Annotated in this window: 11 protein-coding genes; 6 read left to right on the plus strand and 5 right to left on the minus strand. The window is 66.2% G+C overall.

The window, feature by feature from the left end; genetic code table 11:
- Window positions 1-125 precede the first annotated feature (125 nt).
- Entirely contained in the window at window positions 126-1,361 is a 1,236-nt protein-coding gene (gene ftsA / locus KRR26_RS19260; RefSeq protein ID WP_120202192.1) for a cell division protein FtsA, read from the minus strand.
- 43 nt (window positions 1,362-1,404) lie between these two features.
- On the minus strand, window positions 1,405-2,262 hold the full coding sequence (locus KRR26_RS19265) for a cell division protein FtsQ/DivIB (RefSeq protein ID WP_217080484.1): 858 nt from the start codon (window positions 2,260-2,262) through the stop codon (window positions 1,405-1,407).
- A 663-nt stretch (window positions 2,263-2,925) separates the two neighbouring features.
- On the opposite strand from KRR26_RS19265, the gene pru reads away from it, so the two are divergent.
- Window positions 2,926-3,453, plus strand: coding sequence for a fruiting body development fimbrial-like coat protein PRU (pru, locus tag KRR26_RS19270; RefSeq protein ID WP_120202196.1), 528 nt, complete (start codon window positions 2,926-2,928; stop codon window positions 3,451-3,453).
- 223 nt (window positions 3,454-3,676) lie between these two features.
- Here the strand turns inward: pru and KRR26_RS19275 are convergent, their stop codons facing one another.
- Window positions 3,677-4,408 (minus strand): TetR/AcrR family transcriptional regulator, encoded by a 732-nt coding sequence (locus KRR26_RS19275; RefSeq protein WP_236068788.1) that lies wholly within the window; start codon window positions 4,406-4,408, stop codon window positions 3,677-3,679.
- Window positions 4,409-4,455: 47 nt separating this feature from the next.
- Here KRR26_RS19275 and KRR26_RS19280 point away from each other — a divergent pair, with 47 nt between their 5' ends.
- The 4 genes from KRR26_RS19280 to KRR26_RS19295 all read left to right on the plus strand — a co-directional run bounded on the left by KRR26_RS19280 (window position 4,456) and on the right by KRR26_RS19295 (window position 11,434).
- Entirely contained in the window at window positions 4,456-5,598 is a 1,143-nt protein-coding gene (locus KRR26_RS19280) for an FAD-dependent oxidoreductase (protein ID WP_217080485.1), read from the plus strand.
- A 612-nt stretch (window positions 5,599-6,210) separates the two neighbouring features.
- Window positions 6,211-8,148, plus strand: a complete 1,938-nt coding sequence (locus KRR26_RS19285; RefSeq protein ID WP_217080486.1) for an amidohydrolase — start codon at window positions 6,211-6,213, stop codon at window positions 8,146-8,148.
- A gap of 156 nt (window positions 8,149-8,304) precedes the next feature.
- Window positions 8,305-9,816, plus strand: coding sequence for an alkaline phosphatase family protein (locus KRR26_RS19290; protein ID WP_217080487.1), 1,512 nt, complete (start codon window positions 8,305-8,307; stop codon window positions 9,814-9,816).
- A 343-nt stretch (window positions 9,817-10,159) separates the two neighbouring features.
- The gene (locus KRR26_RS19295; RefSeq protein WP_233576640.1) at window positions 10,160-11,434 is read left to right on the plus strand and encodes a hypothetical protein; all 1,275 of its coding nucleotides are present in this window, start codon (window positions 10,160-10,162) and stop codon (window positions 11,432-11,434) included.
- 543 nt (window positions 11,435-11,977) lie between these two features.
- Here the strand turns inward: KRR26_RS19295 and KRR26_RS19300 are convergent.
- Entirely contained in the window at window positions 11,978-12,418 is a 441-nt protein-coding gene (locus tag KRR26_RS19300) for a hypothetical protein (RefSeq protein ID WP_217080488.1), read from the minus strand.
- A gap of 1,118 nt (window positions 12,419-13,536) precedes the next feature.
- On the opposite strand from KRR26_RS19300, the gene KRR26_RS19305 reads away from it, so the two are divergent.
- Window positions 13,537-16,485, plus strand: coding sequence for a GON domain-containing protein (locus tag KRR26_RS19305; RefSeq protein ID WP_217080489.1), 2,949 nt, complete (start codon window positions 13,537-13,539; stop codon window positions 16,483-16,485).
- On the opposite strand, the gene KRR26_RS19310 is transcribed toward KRR26_RS19305, so the two are convergent.
- On the minus strand, window positions 16,473-17,819 hold the full coding sequence (locus KRR26_RS19310; protein WP_328707171.1) for a hypothetical protein: 1,347 nt from the start codon (window positions 17,817-17,819) through the stop codon (window positions 16,473-16,475). The genes KRR26_RS19305 and KRR26_RS19310 overlap by 13 nt on opposite strands.
- Window positions 17,820-17,991: the final 172 nt, after the last annotated feature.

The following is a 17,991-nucleotide window of genomic DNA, read 5'->3' on the forward strand; positions in this document are numbered from 1 at the left end:
CCAGAAACCGGATCGCGGATGACCCAGGTGTTGCGTGCTGAACCAACGCGCTGCGTCCGTCTCCAACGCAAAAGGGCCCCCCGAAGGGAGCCCTTTGCGCACCGCAGCAACGCGGGGACAGCGGCCTAGAAAATCTCCTCGAGCCACTCCCGCATCCGGCCCTTGACCTTCTTGTACACGTTGCCGTCCTCGCGGATCCGGAACAGGCGGCGATCCAGGTGCTTGGCACCGTAGACGACCAGGCCCACGCCGGTCGCGTACATGGGGCTCTTCACCACGTCCACCAGGCCGCCAATGCCGCGCGGCATGCCCCGGCGAACCGGCAGTCCGAGCACTTCCTCGGCCAGCTCCGGCATTCCCGCCAGCAGCGTGGATCCACCGGTGATGACGATGCCCGAGGCGAGCAGGTCCTCGTAGCCGCACTTCTGGATCTCGCGGTGGACGAGCTGGAAGATCTCCTCCACGCGCGGCTCGAGAATCTCGCAGAGAATCTGGCGCCCGAGCACGCGCGGCTGACGGCCGCCCACGCTGGGGACCTCGATGGTCTCGTCCTTGTTGATGAGCGACGCCAGCGCGCAGCCGTACTTCTGCTTGATGCGCTCGGCCTCATGCGCGGGCGTGCGCAGCCCGATGGCGATGTCGCTCGTGAGGTTGTTGCCGCCCAGGGCGATGACCGCCGTGTGGACGATGGAGCCGCCCGAGAAGATTGCGATGTCGGTGGTCCCGCCGCCGATGTCGACGAGGCAGACGCCCAGCTCCTTCTCGTCCTCGCTCAGCACCGCCTCGGCGCTGGCCAGCGGCTGCAGCACGATGTCCGAGACGTTGAGCCCCGTGCGGTTGGCGCACTTGACGATGTTCTGCGCGCTGGAGACGGCCCCGGTGACGATGTGCACCTTGGCCTCCAGGCGCACGCCGGCCATGCCGAGCGGCTCCTTGATGCCGCCCTGGTCGTCGATGATGAACTCCTGGGGCAGGACGTGGATGACCTCCCGGTCCAACGGGATGGCCACCGCCTTGGCCGCGTCGATGACACGGGCGATGTCCGCCTCGCGCACCTCCTTGTCCTTCACTGCCACGATGCCCTGGGAGTTGAAGCCCTTGATGTGGCCGCCGGCGATCCCCGTGTAGACGTGGGAGATCTCCGCCCCGGCCATCAGCTCGGCTTCCTCCACCGCGCGACGGATCGACGACACAGTGGCCTCGATGTTGACCACCACGCCCTTGCGGAGCCCCTTGGACGGGTGCGTCCCGATGCCGATGATGTCGATCCCGTTGTCGGTCAGCTCCCCGACGATGGCGCAGATCTTCGTCGTGCCGATGTCGAGGCCGACAATGATCTCCCCCGACTTCTGCTTCGCCATGACTACCCTCCCAGGCCCCCCACTCTCGTGAGGGGGCGTCCTCTTACCGCGTCGAGCCCCCGCTCCTCTCGGAGACGGACCCGCTCGAAAGCTTCACCGCCACCCAACCGGGTCGGGCACGGTTATCCAAATGAATGATCTCGGCCGCAAGCCCTCTCGCGCTCAGTTCGCGCCGAACGCGGGCGAGCCGCTCGAGCTTGACTTCCGTGTCGCCCGCGCCGAGGCGCACCTCCTGCCCCGTCGCGGTCACCAACGCAAGCCCGGCGTCACCCAAACGCACCTCGGACAGCCGCTCGGTGCGGCCCGGCAGCAGCCGCGTGTACGCGCGCGCCACCTCCAGGGCCTCGCGCAGACGCAGGCGGACCTTGTCGGCGTCCGCCACGTAGTCCTCGCGAACCACGCCGGTGACGAGCGGCAGGTCCAGCCCGTCCCCGGGCGTCACGCGCTTGAAGGGGTCTCCGGCCTCGTCCAGAACGTACAAGTCGCCCAGCACCGCGAGCGCGGCAGGCGCATGCTCGGAGACCGTCACGGAGACCGCGCGCGGAAAACGGCGCGTCACTTCCACGGACTGAACCCAGGGGTGCTGGAGCATGGCGCGCTCCAGGGCGGACGGCTCCAGCGACCAGAGGTTCTGTCCAGCGGTCAGGCCGGACAGCTTCAGCAGTTCGCTTCGCGACGCACGCTGCAAGCCGGTGATGGTCACCGACTCCAGCGCGAAGCGCGGCGAGGCAAGCGCCCAGCTCCGCAGCTCGAGGCTTCCCCAGATGAGCGCCGCCGTCGCCACCGCCAGCCCCAGCGCCTTGGCCACCGTCGGCCCGTGCGAGCGCACCGCGCCCTTCACCACCTCGGTGCGCTGGGCGGTGTCTTGGCGACGCCGGTTCTTGGTTCGTCCAAAGGCCATGATCGGGAGTGCGCATGCTGCGCGCGGTCGGATCTCCACGCCAGTTTTTGGCTACAGGCCCGTTGAGGCACGTGGCTGTAGCCCGCGCGCCCCGTGTCGCCAGGAAGGACCCGCGCGCCACCCAGGGGGGCGCGCTGAGGGCCGCGGACACTCGGCTTCAAGCCGCCGAACTTCAAGGGCTTTTCGCGCGCCACTCGGGCACGCAACCTGTCGACGCTCCTGCTCGCCGATCGGGACCGGCTTCCTTCGTCGCTGCCGCACGGGGCTCGTCACGCGGTTCGTCTCGGACCAGGAGGGAGGAGAGAGTCTGGGGTGTTTAGCACCCCCTGGTGGATTTCGGGTCATCTTTTCCTGAGTGCGCAGGGCTCTCCGGCTCTGCGACAGCGCAGCAGCCCGCACCGCGCCGCGTCAACGTCCCTGCCCGGCTGCGGCCCGTGGACATGCATCCGGAGAAAGAACGGGAATCGATCCGGTCCTTGAGCAGGAAACAGGTTCGACCGCATCGCCCGACACCGCGGTGAGTGAACCCGGCCGATGCGAGGGGCGCCGAGTGGCCCCCGACCACCGGGACAGCGAGGTACCAGAGGCAGCGGAGCGCGGCGCTCAATTTGCATTGGCGAAGGCCACGCCGGAACCTCCCGGCCCGTTGCTGGAGTATTGCCCATGAGAGCCACCACGCGTGTTGCTGCTGTCATTGGCGTCGCCACTGCATTCGCCTCTTTCTCCCCTGCGGAGGCTGCCACGGCCACCGCGAACCTGACGGTGACGGCCACGGTCGGCTCGGCATGCACCATCAGCTCAGGCACCCTCAACTTCGGGAGCTATGACCCGGTCATCCTCAACGCGAGCACCGGCGTGGACCTGCTCGGCTCCGGCACCATGAACGTGCAGTGCACGCTGCTCGGGACGGCCGTCGTCACGCTGGGCCAGGGCGCCAACGCCAACACGGGCTCCACGGATGCCGCGCCCCTGCGTCGGATGTTGAACACGACCTCGGCGAACTATTTGTCCTACTCGCTGTACCAGGACGCCGCGCGCCTCGTGACGTGGGGCAACACCGCGGGCACCGGACTGGCCTACGTGGGCACGGGCTTGTCCGTCCCTGTGTCCATCTACGGCACCGTCCCCAAGGGACAGAATGTGCCCTCGGGCAGCTACAGCGACGTCGTCGTCGCCACCATCACCTTCTGAGGGAGGGACGCGAGAGGAGGACGTGTCGCATGACACCCGCGAGACGCTCCTCTGTCCCTTCCGGGCACGCCATGGCGCCTGGAGGCATCGAGCCCTTTCAGGACTGGCCCTGTAACTCCAGCGCGCCGGCAGCCTCGTCGGATCCATGTCGGAGGGAGGGTGTCTCGCAGTCGCCGTCCAGTGGACTGCCCGCGAGGACCCACGGAGACCTCCCCGCGACTCGTTAGAGCGACGCGTCGAGCCCCGTCAGGATGAGATCGATGCCGGCGAGGAACTCGGCGAGGTCGTCGTGCGTGGGCAACTGTGCCGCGACCTTCCGCAGGAAGGGATACGTGCGGGCGTCGAGCGCCTTCCACCGCGCTGACACCGCTTCGAGGAACTCAACGCGGTCCACCGACGGCTCGAACAGGCGGGCGTTCGTGGCGTTCTGGATGCTCGCACCGACGATGTAGCTCAGCAGCGCAGACGCCGACGTGAACTGAGCGCCCCCCCGAACCCCCAGGGCCTGGACCTGACGCCCGAGGCACTCGAAGAGCTGCTGCGTCGGTGATTCCCACGGCGCACGAGAAAGTTGGGTGCCGACCCATGGATGCGCGTCGATGGTCTCGAACACCTTCCTGGCAATCCCCCGGATCGCTTCGTGGGGCGTGGCGCTGGCCGGCGTCTCGGCCAATGACCGGGAAACGACTGATTCGGTGGCCGCAATGAGCAGTTCGCCCTTGTTCGCGATGTGCCAGTAGAGCGCGCCCGCCCCCGTAGCGAGCCGCGTGGCAAGCGCACGAAAGGTCAACCCGCTCTCCCCCTCTTCATCGAGGAGCGCGATGGCCGCTTCGACGATGCGCTCGCGTGAGAGCGCGTCCTCACGCCGCTCCGTCCCCCGCTTTGCCGTTCTCATGGCGTCATCTTGACAGGCCTGGAACAGCGTTCCAGCATGACCTATGGAACGCCGTTCCATTGCCCCGCCGACACGTTCCCGGGCGGCCTCCCTCGCGAGGAATCACCATGACTCCCATCACCATCATCGGCGCCGGACTCGGGGGGTTGACGCTCGCTCGCGTCCTGCACGTCCACGGCATCGCCTCCACTGTCTACGAAGCCGAGGCCTCCGCGGATGCCCGCCCCCAGGGCGGCATGCTCGACATCCATGAGAACAACGGACAGCTTGCGCTCAAGGCCGCCGGACTGTTCGACGCGTTCCGACAGCTCATCCATCCAGGCGGCGAGGCCACGCGGGTGCTCGACCCTCGCGGTACGGTTCTTCTCGACCAGCCCGATGACGGCAACGGGCTACGCCCGGAGGTGCATCGCGGCGCGCTGCGACGCCTCCTGCTCGACGCACTGCCCGAAGGCACCGTCCAGTGGGGCCATCAGCTCACGGCCGTCCGCCCACTCGGCGGCGGGCGGCATGAACTGGCCTTCGCGAACGGAGCGACGGTGCCGGCGAGCCTCGTGGTCGGTGCGGACGGCGCGTGGTCGAGGATCCGTCCGCGGCTGTCCGCTGCGAAGCCCGAGTACGTCGGCACCTCGTTCGTCGAGACCTACCTGCTCGACGCCGATGAGCGACACCCAGCCAGCGCGAAGCTCGTCGGGGGTGGAGCCCTCTACGCCCTCGCGCCCGGCAAGGGAATTGTCGCCCACCGCGAGCCCCACGGTGTCCTGCACACCTACGTCGCGCTCACCCGCCCGATGGAGTGGATTGCCGGCCTCGACTTCGCGGACCTGAAGACAGCCAGGGTCCGAGTCGCGGCGGAGTTCGACGGCTGGGCGCCGGAGCTCCTCGCGCTGATCACCGACGGCGAGGCGGCCCCCGTCCTCCGGAAGATCCATGCGCTCCCGCCTGGGCATCGGTGGGAGCACGTGCCCGGCGTGACGCTCCTCGGCGACGCCGCGCACCTGAACCCTCCCGACGGAGAGGGGGCCAACCTCGCGATGTATGACGGCGCCGAACTCGGCAGAATCCTGGCCGCGCACCGAGGCGACAGTGAAGCCGCGCTCCTCGAGTACGAAGACGCCATGTTCATCCGCAGCGCGGACGCCGCCATGGAGGCCGCGAGGATCCACGCGCTCTGCTTCAACGACGCCAACGCGCCACACGGGCTGCTGAACCTGTTGACCGGAGGAGCCGCGCCAACCCCAGCCAGCTGAATCCGGGCAACAGCGCCCCCGACTGGAATCACAACGTGCACCCGCCAGCCCCTGCCTGACCGAACACGTTGCTCGCTGACTCCCGAAATCAAGACAAGACATCAGGCCTCGCGGGTGGCGAGCCCGTAAAACAAACACGACCCGCCCGCGCCAGTCCATTGGGGCGCCACATGGCTCCGTTGGAGTGCGCTGTCCATCTGAGCTGGCCGCCTCCGCACTCCTCGCATCGTCGGTCCTTGGCCGCTCGGATCGCCCCTGTGGCCGCAATCACACACACCCGACAACACCTCCCCATCTCAACCCAAGACATCGGGAGAGCCTCCTGTGCGGGTCAAAGCGAACACCCGCGCCGCAGGGGCGCAGAGGGACCATGCGCGCACCCTGCGCATGCAACCGTCAAATTCCCCTATCGGAAGAACTGGCACGTCAGGGGAAGGCCTGACACGTCAGCGCGCGAATAGACAGGTCATGAAGGGCGAAAGACACGCCCCTCTTCTCCGAATCCCTCGCAATCATTCACGCAGGACCTTGGCATCTTCGCTGCACTCGCCAATCCCCAAGCACCGCAACACGCAGCGGTGCCTCTCGCACCTCGGGAAGGAGACCTACACCATGCATCACACGCGGCCCACCTGCACGCATTGCGGTTGCAACAATCCCCTGATGGAGCGGCTTGGCAAGGAGTTGCTGGCCACCCGACACTTCGGCACCGTCACCGGCATACCCGTCGAGTCGGGTCCGCAGCTTGCGCAAGGCCTGCTGATTCACGGCGGCATCATCCGCCCGATGATCGATGGCTCGACGGAGATGGTGGAAGCCATCGGCCTTCATGGCGGCAGGGTCGTCGCCACCGGAAAGAGAGAGAAGGTGGAGGAAGCGATGCAGCGTCTTCGCATCTCGTATCTACCGGTCCAGCTGAAGCCCACCGAGACCCTCTTGCCAGGGTTGATTGAACCGCACGTGCATATTGTCGCCTCGGCGATGATGGCGGGATTCACGGACATGGGCGCCCTCGTTGGGCAGTCCCTGCGGCCAGACTACAACGCGCAGTGGCTGACTGAATTGATCCAGTCAAAGGCAGCCGAGATCCGAACCGACCCCAGGCGGAATGACTGGGTCCTGGGGCGCGAAGTCGATCCGGCGATGATGCCCTTCACCGTCAACCCTCCGGGCCAGTTGAATCACTTGCAGCTCATCGACTCCGACTTCCTCGACCAGTGCGTCTCCGACATCCCGGTCCTGCTGATGAGCGCGTCGCTGCACACCGCCTACCTGAACACGCCGGCCCTGAAACTCACCTACGAGAACACCCCGACCTTGCAGGCGCTCTTCACCACGTTCGACGCGTACAAGGAATCCAACCACGGTCAGCTTCAGGAAATCCCAGCGATGCGGCCAGCCCTGGAGGCCATTCCCAAACACCAGGTGGATGACATCAAGGCGGAGCTCGAGCCGAACCTGACGCGGCTGTTCGACACCGCGGTGGAGCGAGGCGTGACCATGCTCTATGACGCGGGGCTCACCACGACGCAGCTCGACATCCTGAAGGCCTACCTGAAGCTCCACAAACCCGGAGTCCGCATCGGCGGGGCGCTGGCGGTCGAGACCGCAAAGGACGTCAGGGAGTCGCTCGGGCGGTACGAGGCGCCGCTCGAGTACGACGATCTCTATATCGGCCACCTCAAGGTGATCTCCGACGGGTCGAACCAAGGCCTGACCGGATATCAGAGCACCCCCTATTGCTGCGAACCGCCCGACAACCGCGGCAACTTCAACTACCCCAAGGTGGGGGACTCGCAACCGGCCACCCTCCCTTCAGAGTTCGCGGAACTGGTCCAGACGGCGGTCAGCCAGAACTGGTCGATGATGATCCACGCCAACGGTGACACAGCCGTGGAGTTCACGACGCAGGCCTACACCGCCGCGCTGAAGAGGCTGACGCCCGAGGAGCTGCTGAATCGCCGCGACCGGATTGAGCATTGCTCGCTGGTCAACTCCACCCAACTGGGCACCATGGCCAGGTGGGGCATCACCCCCAGCTTCCTGATTGGTCACGTCGGGTACTGGGGCTTCGCCTTCAACGAGGCGATTCTCGGGAAGGAGCGAGCCCAGAGCCTCACCCTCTGCAAGTCAGCGCTGGACCATGGCCTGCGCATCAGCCTGCACTGCGATTATGCCGTCACCCCGCTTGGACCGCTGCGGGAGATGGAGCAGGCGATCACTCGCATCATGGAGGCAGACCCATCGCTGAATGCCCTGAACGAGGACGAGTGCCTGACGCCGGAGCAGGCCCTTCGAGCCATCACCCATGATGCCGCCTGGCATTGCCGGGCCGAGCACTGGTTCGGGTCGCTGAAAGCCGGCCATCACGCGGACTTCGTCATCCTTGAGCAGGATCCGCTGTCCCTGGGCAAGCAACTGCCTGGGCGCGGCCATGGGAATGGTGGGGAGCAGCCCCCTCTCCGGGAGGCCGTCTACCAGCGAATGCGCGCCATCAAGGTGCTGTCCACCTGGAAGGGTGGCGTGAAGGTCTACGCGGCGAAGTCCTGAGCCCGGCTCGGTTCTGGCCGGACTGCCTCCGGCCGGGGCCATGCTTCCGAGCAGCCTGTCCATGGGTTTCAGCCCCCGGAGCGCCTCGACGAGGGACTCCGGGGGCTTTGACCAGCCATTGGAAGAACTCCCCCACCACCCCAAGAGACGCCTGCCGTGACGACTCCCATTCGACACATCTTCGTCCTGATGATGGAGAACCGCTCCTTCGACCACATGCTGGGCTTCTCAGGCCTCACGGGGACGAGCGCGACCACCGGATTGCCCACGCAGCTCGACGGGCTGACGGGCAACGAGTTCAATACCTATCGGGGCATCCGGTACCCCGTGACGCGCTCCGCGGACAACTCCATGCCCGTGGGGCCGCATCACGACTTCGCGGATGTGCTCCTGCAGCTCACGGGAGTGGACCTGTCCGCGCCCAATCCAAGCATCCAGCCACCGATCACCGCCTATCCCGCCATCAACAAGACAGGCTTCGTCGACAGCTATGTCGCCGCGGCCCAGGAAGCGAAGGTGAAGGACTTCGCTCCGGGAGAGCTGATGAAGTGCTACACCCCCGAGCAACTCCCAGTGCTCACCACGCTCGCGCGGGAGTTCGCCGTGTGTGACCAGTGGTTCTCCTCCCTCCCGGGTCCCACCTGGCCCAATCGGTTCTTCGTGAACGCCGCGACCTCGGGTGGCCTCGACCATAGCCCCAGCATGGCCGAGGTCGTTGAATGGGAGTCGGGCCTGGGGACGGGTTTCAGGTTCCAGGGCGGCACACTCTTCACCCAACCCCGCCTCGAGTGGGCCGTCTACTCGGCGGGAGGGCTTTGCATCACCCAAGCCATGCAAGGTGTCCAGGCCCGGCACGTCCGCGCCTTCGTGGACTTCAAGCGAGACCTCCACGAGCACCCCGTCGCCCAGTACACCTTCATCGAGCCGGACTACGGCGACGTGGTGAATGACTCGTATGCGGGTGGCAACTCGCAACACCCAAGAGACGATGTTCGGAATGGAGAGAGGCTGATCAAGGAGACCTACGAGGCCCTCCGCAACTCCCCCGTCTGGAACGAGAGCCTGCTCATCATCACCTGGGACGAGCACGGCGGATTCTACGACCACGTTACGCCGCCGGCGGCGCCCTCCCCAGGGGACGCTCGGCAGATGCCCGCGTCGGTCAACAAGTATGGCTTCACCTTCCAGCAGTTCGGTGTCCGCGTCCCCGCCGTGGTCGTCTCACCGTGGATCGCCCGGAATGTCATCGACCACCGGCGATATGACCACGCCTCGGTCCCGGCGACGGTCGAGGCCGCCTTCGACCTGCCACCCATGACCCGGCGTGACGCGACCGCGAGCAATGTGCTGTCGCTCGCATCCCTGTCAAAACCCAGGACGGACTGTCCCGAGACCCTGCCCTCGCCCGCGCGCGTCAATGACAGGCAGCCCGCTGAGCAAACATCCGCGAGGCTTCCGTCGCCGACAGACTCGGTGACGGAGGGCCACCTTCCTGGCTTCCTGCATCTCGCGCTGCGCACCGACCTGGAGCTGTCGCCCGCCTCGGAGCGGAAAGCCCGCCTCGCGCGGGTGAAGGCGATTCAGACACGCGCGGATGCCGAGCAGTACATGCGGGAGATCCAATCCAGGCTCGAAGCCTTCCGCGCAGCCCACAAGGCCAAGCCATAGGCCTTGTCGCCGAGCGCCCCTCGTTCAGGCGTGTAGCCTCCCGGGTGTCGCCGCACCTCGCCGCGCACGGAATCTCGCGCGGCGAGGCTCAAGAGGTGTCTCCCGATAACTTCGAGATGTATCGGAGGGCGTGTTCATCCCTGGGAGGAGCGCCGGACAGGGGGGCGGGCGCATTTTTCTGCACTCAGCGTACGGATTTCGCTGGCGCGCGGGCCGCCAATGACTAATCTCCACCACGGCCAGCACCGGGTTCGTACGACTGCGCCACAGCGACGAAGTCAGCGCGAAAGCGCGGGTTCGCTGTCCCGGGCCCCTCGCCATCCCAGCCAGCAGGAGTCTCTCCTTGTCGACCCAGTCGCGTGAGCGAACCAACGTCCGTTCGTCCTCCAAGCAGCTCAACGCCAGCCGAAGCGCCCGCGCCGCCCTTCTGCTTGCCGCCGTCATGCAGTTGGCGACCGCCAACACGGCGTTGGCCGCGCCTTCGCTCGCGACCAAGAGCCCCGCCATGGTCGATATCCAGACGGTCGAAGTCAAAATGAAGAGCATCACCAAGAAGTTCGAGCGCTCGGACTGGAAGAACTCCAACACGCTCGACGAGATCGCGAAGATGCTCGATGACGTCGAGACCCGCATCGCGCGTATCAAGGAGAAGGACAAGAACTGGGACACCTCGAACTTCGAGACCTTCTTCACGGAGTCCAGCGCGAAGTGGAAGAAGGCGAGCGACGAGGTGAACGCGGCCCACGATGAGATGGAGCTCGACCTGGAGCGACGTGGCCGGTTCACGAGCATCGGGGATCGCCACGGCGCCGCCATCCAGGCCGGCCTCATGGTCCTCGACGGGAAGGCGCGAGGCGTGCTCGGGCAGGTTTACGAGGACATGCGTGCAATCCTCGCACTCCCCGCTCTCGCCGAGGAGTGCGACGAGCAGCAGTATCTGACCATTCAGAGCCGCTACGAGAAGGAAGACCGTGCGAAGCAGCCGAAGGTGGTCTGCGAACTCGCCGCGAGCCACAAGAAGATCGCCGAGACCTACGTGGCGCTCGCGGCGAAGGCGCGCCTCGAGGATCAGCTCAAGGTCGACCTGGAGGCGCTCACCTCGCTCGAGAAGGACGGTGTGCTCTCCAATGTCTGGCTCGCGCGATTCAAGGACCCCGCCACGCACGTCAAGCAGGTCACCGCTGAGTTCGCCGAGGTCACCACTTCGTCGGGCGTGACCATCGGCGCGGATCACTTCAAGCCGCTCGAGGTGCAGGCAAAGAAGTTCAAGGAGGCACTGGCCGCCGCGAGCCGGGTGGACCGCTTCCCCAAGGATTGGTCGACGAGCGACGCGAAGCTCAACGGCCCGGTCGCCGCGCAGGTCAAGGCTTTCGGCGGGACGCTGGTGAAGCTCCGCACCTCTGGCGCGACGATGATCGAGAAGAACGACCTCGGCATCCCACTCGCGCAGTCGACGCGTGGCGCGGCGCTCGTGCGCGTCGCGAGCGACGGCGGGTTCTGCCGGCTCTACGAGGACCTGGGCTTCAAGGGGACCTACAAGGGCGGAGGCTCTTACGCCCCGCTCACGTACTCCTCGGGGATTGAAGATGAGTTCCGGGTGACCGCCTGCTCGAAGTAGCGAGCAGACCGACTCAACCCGGCAATGCGGTCCGGCTCCTCGAGCCGGACCGCTCGCCTTCATCTCACGGCGCCGACGGCAAAGACCGCGAGGTGGGTGAAGGACGTAGGTTCGAATGGACGGACACCTCGACGAAGTCGAGGAACGGCACGGGCGATTCTCGGGCCGCGCTTCACCTACGGCGACATGGATTGTCGAGGACCACCGTCTCCTGTCGAGTGAGACCGAGCACGGACTGGCGCTGCGTGCTGTCCTCTCATTCCTGATTGACATTGAGTTCGGCGCCTGCTCCCACACTTCACTCCAGCCGTGGCGAGCCATTTGACGCGTTCGTCCGCAACTATCGCCTGATGGAATGCTTGCGGACGGCTGCTCATGTGACGGCCGCCCGAGCACCGCTCCCAGAGCTTTGAATGGAGCAGGTGCGCCTGAAGGCACAGGCGCTATCGGGGGCTCCGTGCGATCGCGGAAGTGAAGCGCGCGGCAGCGGGGTGGAAGGCCCGCCGGAGCCGGCCCTCCACCCAGAGACGTTGAGACGGCCGCTCAGAACGCGACGACGGTGCCTGGCGTGGTGCTGGTGAAGAAATCAGGGAACGAGACCACGAACTCGCCTCCGCTGCCCGTCTCGCCTGCGATGGTGCCCGACTTGATCCCGTAGGACTTCAGCGTCGTGCCGTCGAGATCGATCGCCACGGACGTCAGGCTCACCGTGTTGCTCGACAGAAGGCCAGCATTCCGGACGATCGCCATCGACTCTGGATCCACGTGACTGAAACCCAGCGTGCGGTAGGGCCCACCGCTAGAGCTGCCCTTCACTGCGTAGCCCACCGCCACACCCAGTTCGTTCGCGGCCACCAGGACCGAGGGCGCGCTGGAGCCGTAGGACGAGGGCAACGCCAGACTCGCCGCGGGCCAGGCACACGTGGAGGACGCGAGCCGGCGCAGAGTGAGGTTGTAGACGGCTGGCGCAGGTGGTGGCGTCACGACCGCCGCGGTCACCTCGAATGAGCAGCCCCTGGACGTCGCCGTGGCCAAAGCGGATTCCTGGGCAGCCAGGACCGCGTCGCTCCCACCCTCGAGAGCCGCTCCACCACAGGCGGGAAGGACCGACATCGCACCAAAACAGACAGCACGTTTGAACAAACCCATGACGTGACAGCCCCTTGTTAGTGAATGCTGCGAAAGCACCGTACCACCTGCTCAATTCATCGCATTGAGATTTGCCCACTCTCATCTTCTCTACGCCTGGGAATCGCGCTGGGTTTGCAAACCCAGCGCCACGGCCCGGCAGAAGACGCGGCCTGAAGGCGTACTGGGATTGGCGCTCGATGGCGCCGGAGGGTGATTGTGCACCTCAATGCCATGTGTCTGGGCTGTCACGGGCCTCGTGCGCCGCGCCTCTTGGCACCGCCGGCCGCGACCGCGCTGCGCAGCCGGTCGAAGGCCTGGGTCAAATCGCGCCCAGCACCGCCCATTGCAGAGAGCGGGTCCCGCGCAACGCGAAGGGCTGCACAGCCGTGGCCGGCGCTCGCCCACTGGCGTACGGGACCCGAGCTGTAACCCTTGGCTCCGCCGAGTCGCTGCCGAGTCCTTCCGTCAGCGCACGAGAGGGAACGTGGCGGGGGCGCGCACGTGTGCGGTGGGGCCTGGTGGCAAGACGCCTCGGGAGCCTCCGGTGGCGTGGTCCACGGCTCGCCAGGCGGGCTATTTCCGCCGTCGAAGCAATGGGCCCCTCCCTCCGCATCGGCGCGGACTACCGACCCGCGACACAATCGTCGGGACTCAGCGACAGACTCGAGCGGACAGACGGAGCGTTGACGCGTCAGCGACCAAGGCTGACGCGTCAAGGCCACCCGAAATCTGATTCATATCCGAGGAAGAGCCGACACGTTCCTCAGCCCTGACAGTGGCATCCGGCCTGCAGAGCACTGAAACCCCAGCCCGTTTCCAACGTCAGTGAATCTCTTCGGGCCGCACGCGGCGCCTGCCGCGTTGCCGGGCGAAGTGCTTCTTCCACGACCTCAAACACATTCGGCCTGTCGCCACCCACCAGGACAAGACAGCGCGCCGACAGCCCCTGAGTCACGCTCGAACAGGACCCCATGACCACCCGACGCACAGTTCCGCTGTTCCTCATATGTCTAAGCGCTGTTATCGCCGCGAGTTGCAGCAAGTCACCGGCACCGCTCTCGGGGGGGACGGACATCTCCGGGGGGGACACGCCGGAGGCCCTCGACGCCGTCAAGACGAACTGGCAGCCCTCTTTTGAGCCCGATTACAACACCCTCAAGCCCAGGCCAGGAGTCGAGGCCGCGACGAAGGAGCAAACCGACGACGTCACCGTGACGCCTACGGAGCTCATCTTCCCCAAGGCGACGCACACGGAAGTCCTCGCCTGGAAGCCGGGGCGCATCATCGTCGCGGGGCCGGGAGCGGGCGCGGGCAAGAACCCCATGGGCTTCGCTCGTCGCGTCGTGAGCGTCGCCGAGCGGGACACGACCCTTGTCGTCACGACGGAGAGCCCCGTCCTGCAAGAGATCCTCGAGGGCGACGTCCAGATGACGTTCGATCCCGACAAGGCCCAGCCTGTCGACCTGGACAAGCTCGACTTGGATTGGGCCGCGGAGAACCTGTACTCGGATGTGGATTTCTCGAGCGAGCTCCCCAATCTGCTGACCGATAGCTACCCGAGTGAGGGCGGTGACATCGGAGAGGACGGCAGCCCCCTGCCTCCGGCGATGCCCGGCGACCCGGCGTTCGGTTGGCTCGTCAAAGCCGCCAAGAGTGTGTGGGAGAAGGTCACCGCGAAGAGCTTCGACAAGAGCATCCCGCTGGATAAGGAGATCAAGAAGACCTTCTCGAACGAACTCTTCTCCGCCAACTTCAAGAAGCAGTTCAATCCCTCGGGCAAGCTGCCGATGGAGCTCGCCCTCGCGGGCAAGGGAACCGTCTCATCGACGCTGGCCTTCAACCCCAAGCTGCAGGTGGGATTCACGGTCCCGGGCCTGGGCTCCATCGTGGGCGAGAAGCCCTTCGCGCTCTGGGTCAACGCCGACAGCTACTTGCGCGCCAACGAGCGCTTGGACGTCAAGCTCAACGCATCCTTGACTTCAGTCGGAGACAAGTCGGGAGCAGCCCTGGAAGAGATGTTCAAGAAAGCCCCCACGACGCGGGAAGAGGTCGCGACGCACACCAAGGACTTCTTCATGAACCACCCGGATCTCAAACCGGGCACGGCGTGGAAGAAGACGCTCTTCATCTCCAAACCCAGCACCCAGACAGTCGCGGCGGGCCCCATCCCCGTGGTCTTCACCGAGACGTTCCAGCTCGACCTCGAGTGCGGCTTCGAGGCGAAGGCAGCCATTGAAGCGAAGCTCGAGCTGGAGCAGTCGCTGACGTTCAAGTACTCGGCACGCTATGAAAAGGGAAAGCTCACGCACACCGGGCCGACGGTCGGGAGTGCGAAGAAGTTCGACGTCCAGGTGCTCGGCGGCGGCGCGCTCGTCGCCACGTGCGGGCTCATTCCGCGCATCAACGCGTTCATCTACGACACCGTGGGCATGAACGCGGGGGTCCGGGCCTCGGTCATCGGGCGAGCGTCGTACGAAACGTCCTGCAAGGACAACGCGACCCAGTGGCAGCCCAAGGGGACCGTGAAGCTTGGACTTTCACTTGGCATTGGCCTCAAGGTCGGAGCGCGAGGGCAGCTCCCCGGCTCGAGCTTCCTCGGGACCTCTGGAACCCAACTCGGAGCGACCTGGTATCCGCCGGAGCTCTTCAGCAAGGAGTTCGCGCTGTACGAGAACACGTGGGACGTCTCGCCGGGACTCGGCTACTGCACGCCCAAGTGCACGAACCTGGCGAAGGACGCGCTCGAGACGGATGTCGACTGCGGCGGCGGCCAGTGCGGTGGGTGTGCGGAAGGCAAGAAGTGCGCGAAGAACAGCGATTGCGCGGTTGGCTTCTGCGCGGAGGGGAAGTGCTCGAACACCGACCACTGCAAGAACGGGATCATTGACGGGGACGAGACCGCCACGGACTGTGGTGGAGCACTCTGCGGCAAGTGCTCCGTGGGGCGCGCGTGCTATCAGCACAGCGATTGCAAGAGCAACGCCTGCAAGCTGCTCCCCCAGAGTGGCTCCGCGATGGGGTTCTGCGTGGCCGACCCGTGCCAGGACAACGTCAAGGACAACGGCGAGTGCGCGGCCGACTGCGGCGGCAGTTGCAATGCCTGCAACCTGGGCACTTATTGTGACAATGACGCGCAATGCGCGAGCGGGGCCAGCAACGGGTATCAATGCGTGAGCGCATCGTGCAAGGACCTCAAGCTCAGCCCCGGCGAGTCTGACATTGACTGCGGGACCGCCTGTTTCACCGGCTGTGCCCAGGGCCAGAAGTGTTTCGTGGACGCGGACTGCGGTACCGGAAGCTGCGTTGCAGGCGTCTGCAAAAACCAGTGGTTCTCGAGCTGCGCCGAGCGCCACGCCGCTGACCCAGCACAGCCCGACGGAGACTCCGTGCTCTACGTGGGCAGCGACCCGCAGAAGCGATGGACGGCCTACTGCGTGGACATGGCAGGCACTCCCAAGGAGTACCTCACGCTCCAGAACACGACGAACGCCAACTTCTCGCAGTACACCGCTGGCGGAGCCTCCCCTGGGACCAACCTGCGGACGAGCTTCGCGAAGGTTCGGATCGATCCAGTGACGCTCCAGATCGACCCCGGCGACAGGACGTTCGCGACGTCGACCGGCAGCGTCGCCCACAGCCAGACGACCATCGCGTCGTTGCCCTACGGGGCCGCCATGGACTGCTTGACCTCGGGGAGCACCGCCGGCGTCGCGAACCTCGACTTCACAGGGCTGCCGTTCGTCGCCGCGCCTGACCAGTTCGCCGTCAACGGGTTTCAGTCGAACGGAACGACCACTTATGGCGGGGGCGGGCGCACCGTGGACCTCACCGGCGGCGGCTATTGCGGCTGGAACGCGGTGAATGGCTCGAACCCGCTCGCCAACCCCAACAAGGGTCTCCAGCTCGTCTACACCCCTTGACGCGGACGGGCTCCAACCGCCCTCTGTCCACGGCACCATCGCAGGGCGGCGAGCGCCAGTGCGCTCGCCGCCAGGAGGCCGGCGCTGACGGCCATCACGCCCGAGGGTGAACTCCCTTGGGGCGGAGCAGATTCGGGGGGAGCCTCCACCATGCGGATGGAGAGATCATCAAACCAGGCGGACTCCTCCCCTCGATTGGTGATCTGTACGTAATAACTCCCTCGTGGAAGCTCCACCGGCGCCTCGAATCGCCCCCCTACTTGTGCGAAGTGAGCGCGTGCCCCGAGCGCCGTTGCATCGTCCACGGGCGCTCCGGGACGAACGACCGCCTCCAGGTCACGCTCGGCGCCGGCCCCGGCTCGCAGCGAGAGGATCCCCTTCCCCGCGGCCGGTGACTCCCCACGGAACTGGAGGACGGACCGCGGCATCGACGCCTCCGGCACCTCACGCCGCCCAGGAACCAAGAACGCGTCCGCGTAGGCTCGCGTCATCGCGCCGAAGTCAATGTCGAGCAGTCGCTGCTCCAGCAACAGCCCATGCCCCTCCGCGGTGCGGAGCCACGCCTCGCCGAGCGCCGGGTCGGTTGCCTTGAGTTCGACAGCGAGCCCGCGAGCCCAGGAGGCGAGGTCCTTCGGGGGCGAAGCGCGCTGAGCGAGGTAGCGCGTGAGACCTTGGACGAAACGAGCCTTCCCGGTCGTGTACGCGCTCCACAACGCGCTGGAGAGGACAAGCGAATCGCTGTGGGGGACGCCCGTGCGCGCCTCCGGAAACGAGACTTTCACACGGAGAGAACGGGCAGCCTCCGAGGGGAACGCCGAGCGCTTGCCCCAAACTGGATCGCCGCTCTTCAGCGCAGCGAGAAAGTCAGCGAGGCCCTCCTTGATGAGCGCGGGGTCGTCGGAGCTGCCCGCGGCGTCGAGCGCCCAGCGGCCCTCGCCGAGCATCGGCCGCATCCATTCATGCGCGAGTTCGTGAGTGACCACGTCCGCATCGAGGCAGAGCTGGATGGCTCGCACGCCGAACAGGATTGCTCCTCGTTCATGGCAGAGCGACGAATCGCGGAGCGCGCCTCCGCACCCTCCAAGTTCGTCCGCGGAGGTGATGCTGCGCGCGTTCGTCTCGGCGAGGTTCGCGATGAGAAGGATGTCGGAATGAGCGGTGACGGCTCCAAGGCCGAGGTCGGCAAAGAAGGCGGTCGCGCTGCGAGCATGCGCATCCAATTCGCGAAGCGGCTCAATGGCAGCAGAAGGCAGCGACGGGTCAGCGCTCTTGACCAGCGCAGTGCAAGAAGACTGACCTGAGCGAACGCACCACCGAAGGTCGAACTGAGTCACGATGGGTGGTTGTCCTGCAATTGGGTTCGGGTCTGCGTCGTCTTCTACGCCGCTTCTTCTCCCTCTCCAAGCGCGGGCACAGCCAGGACACCGCCGAGGCGATTCAGCACGAGCACCGTGTCCTGGGCCTGAGCTGGAAGCCGCACAGCGCCGCATCGCGAGCCCAGAACCC

Origin of the sequence: Citreicoccus inhibens (assembly GCF_019039035.1) — a bacterium.
Classification (GTDB): domain Bacteria; phylum Myxococcota; class Myxococcia; order Myxococcales; family Myxococcaceae; genus Citreicoccus; species Citreicoccus inhibens.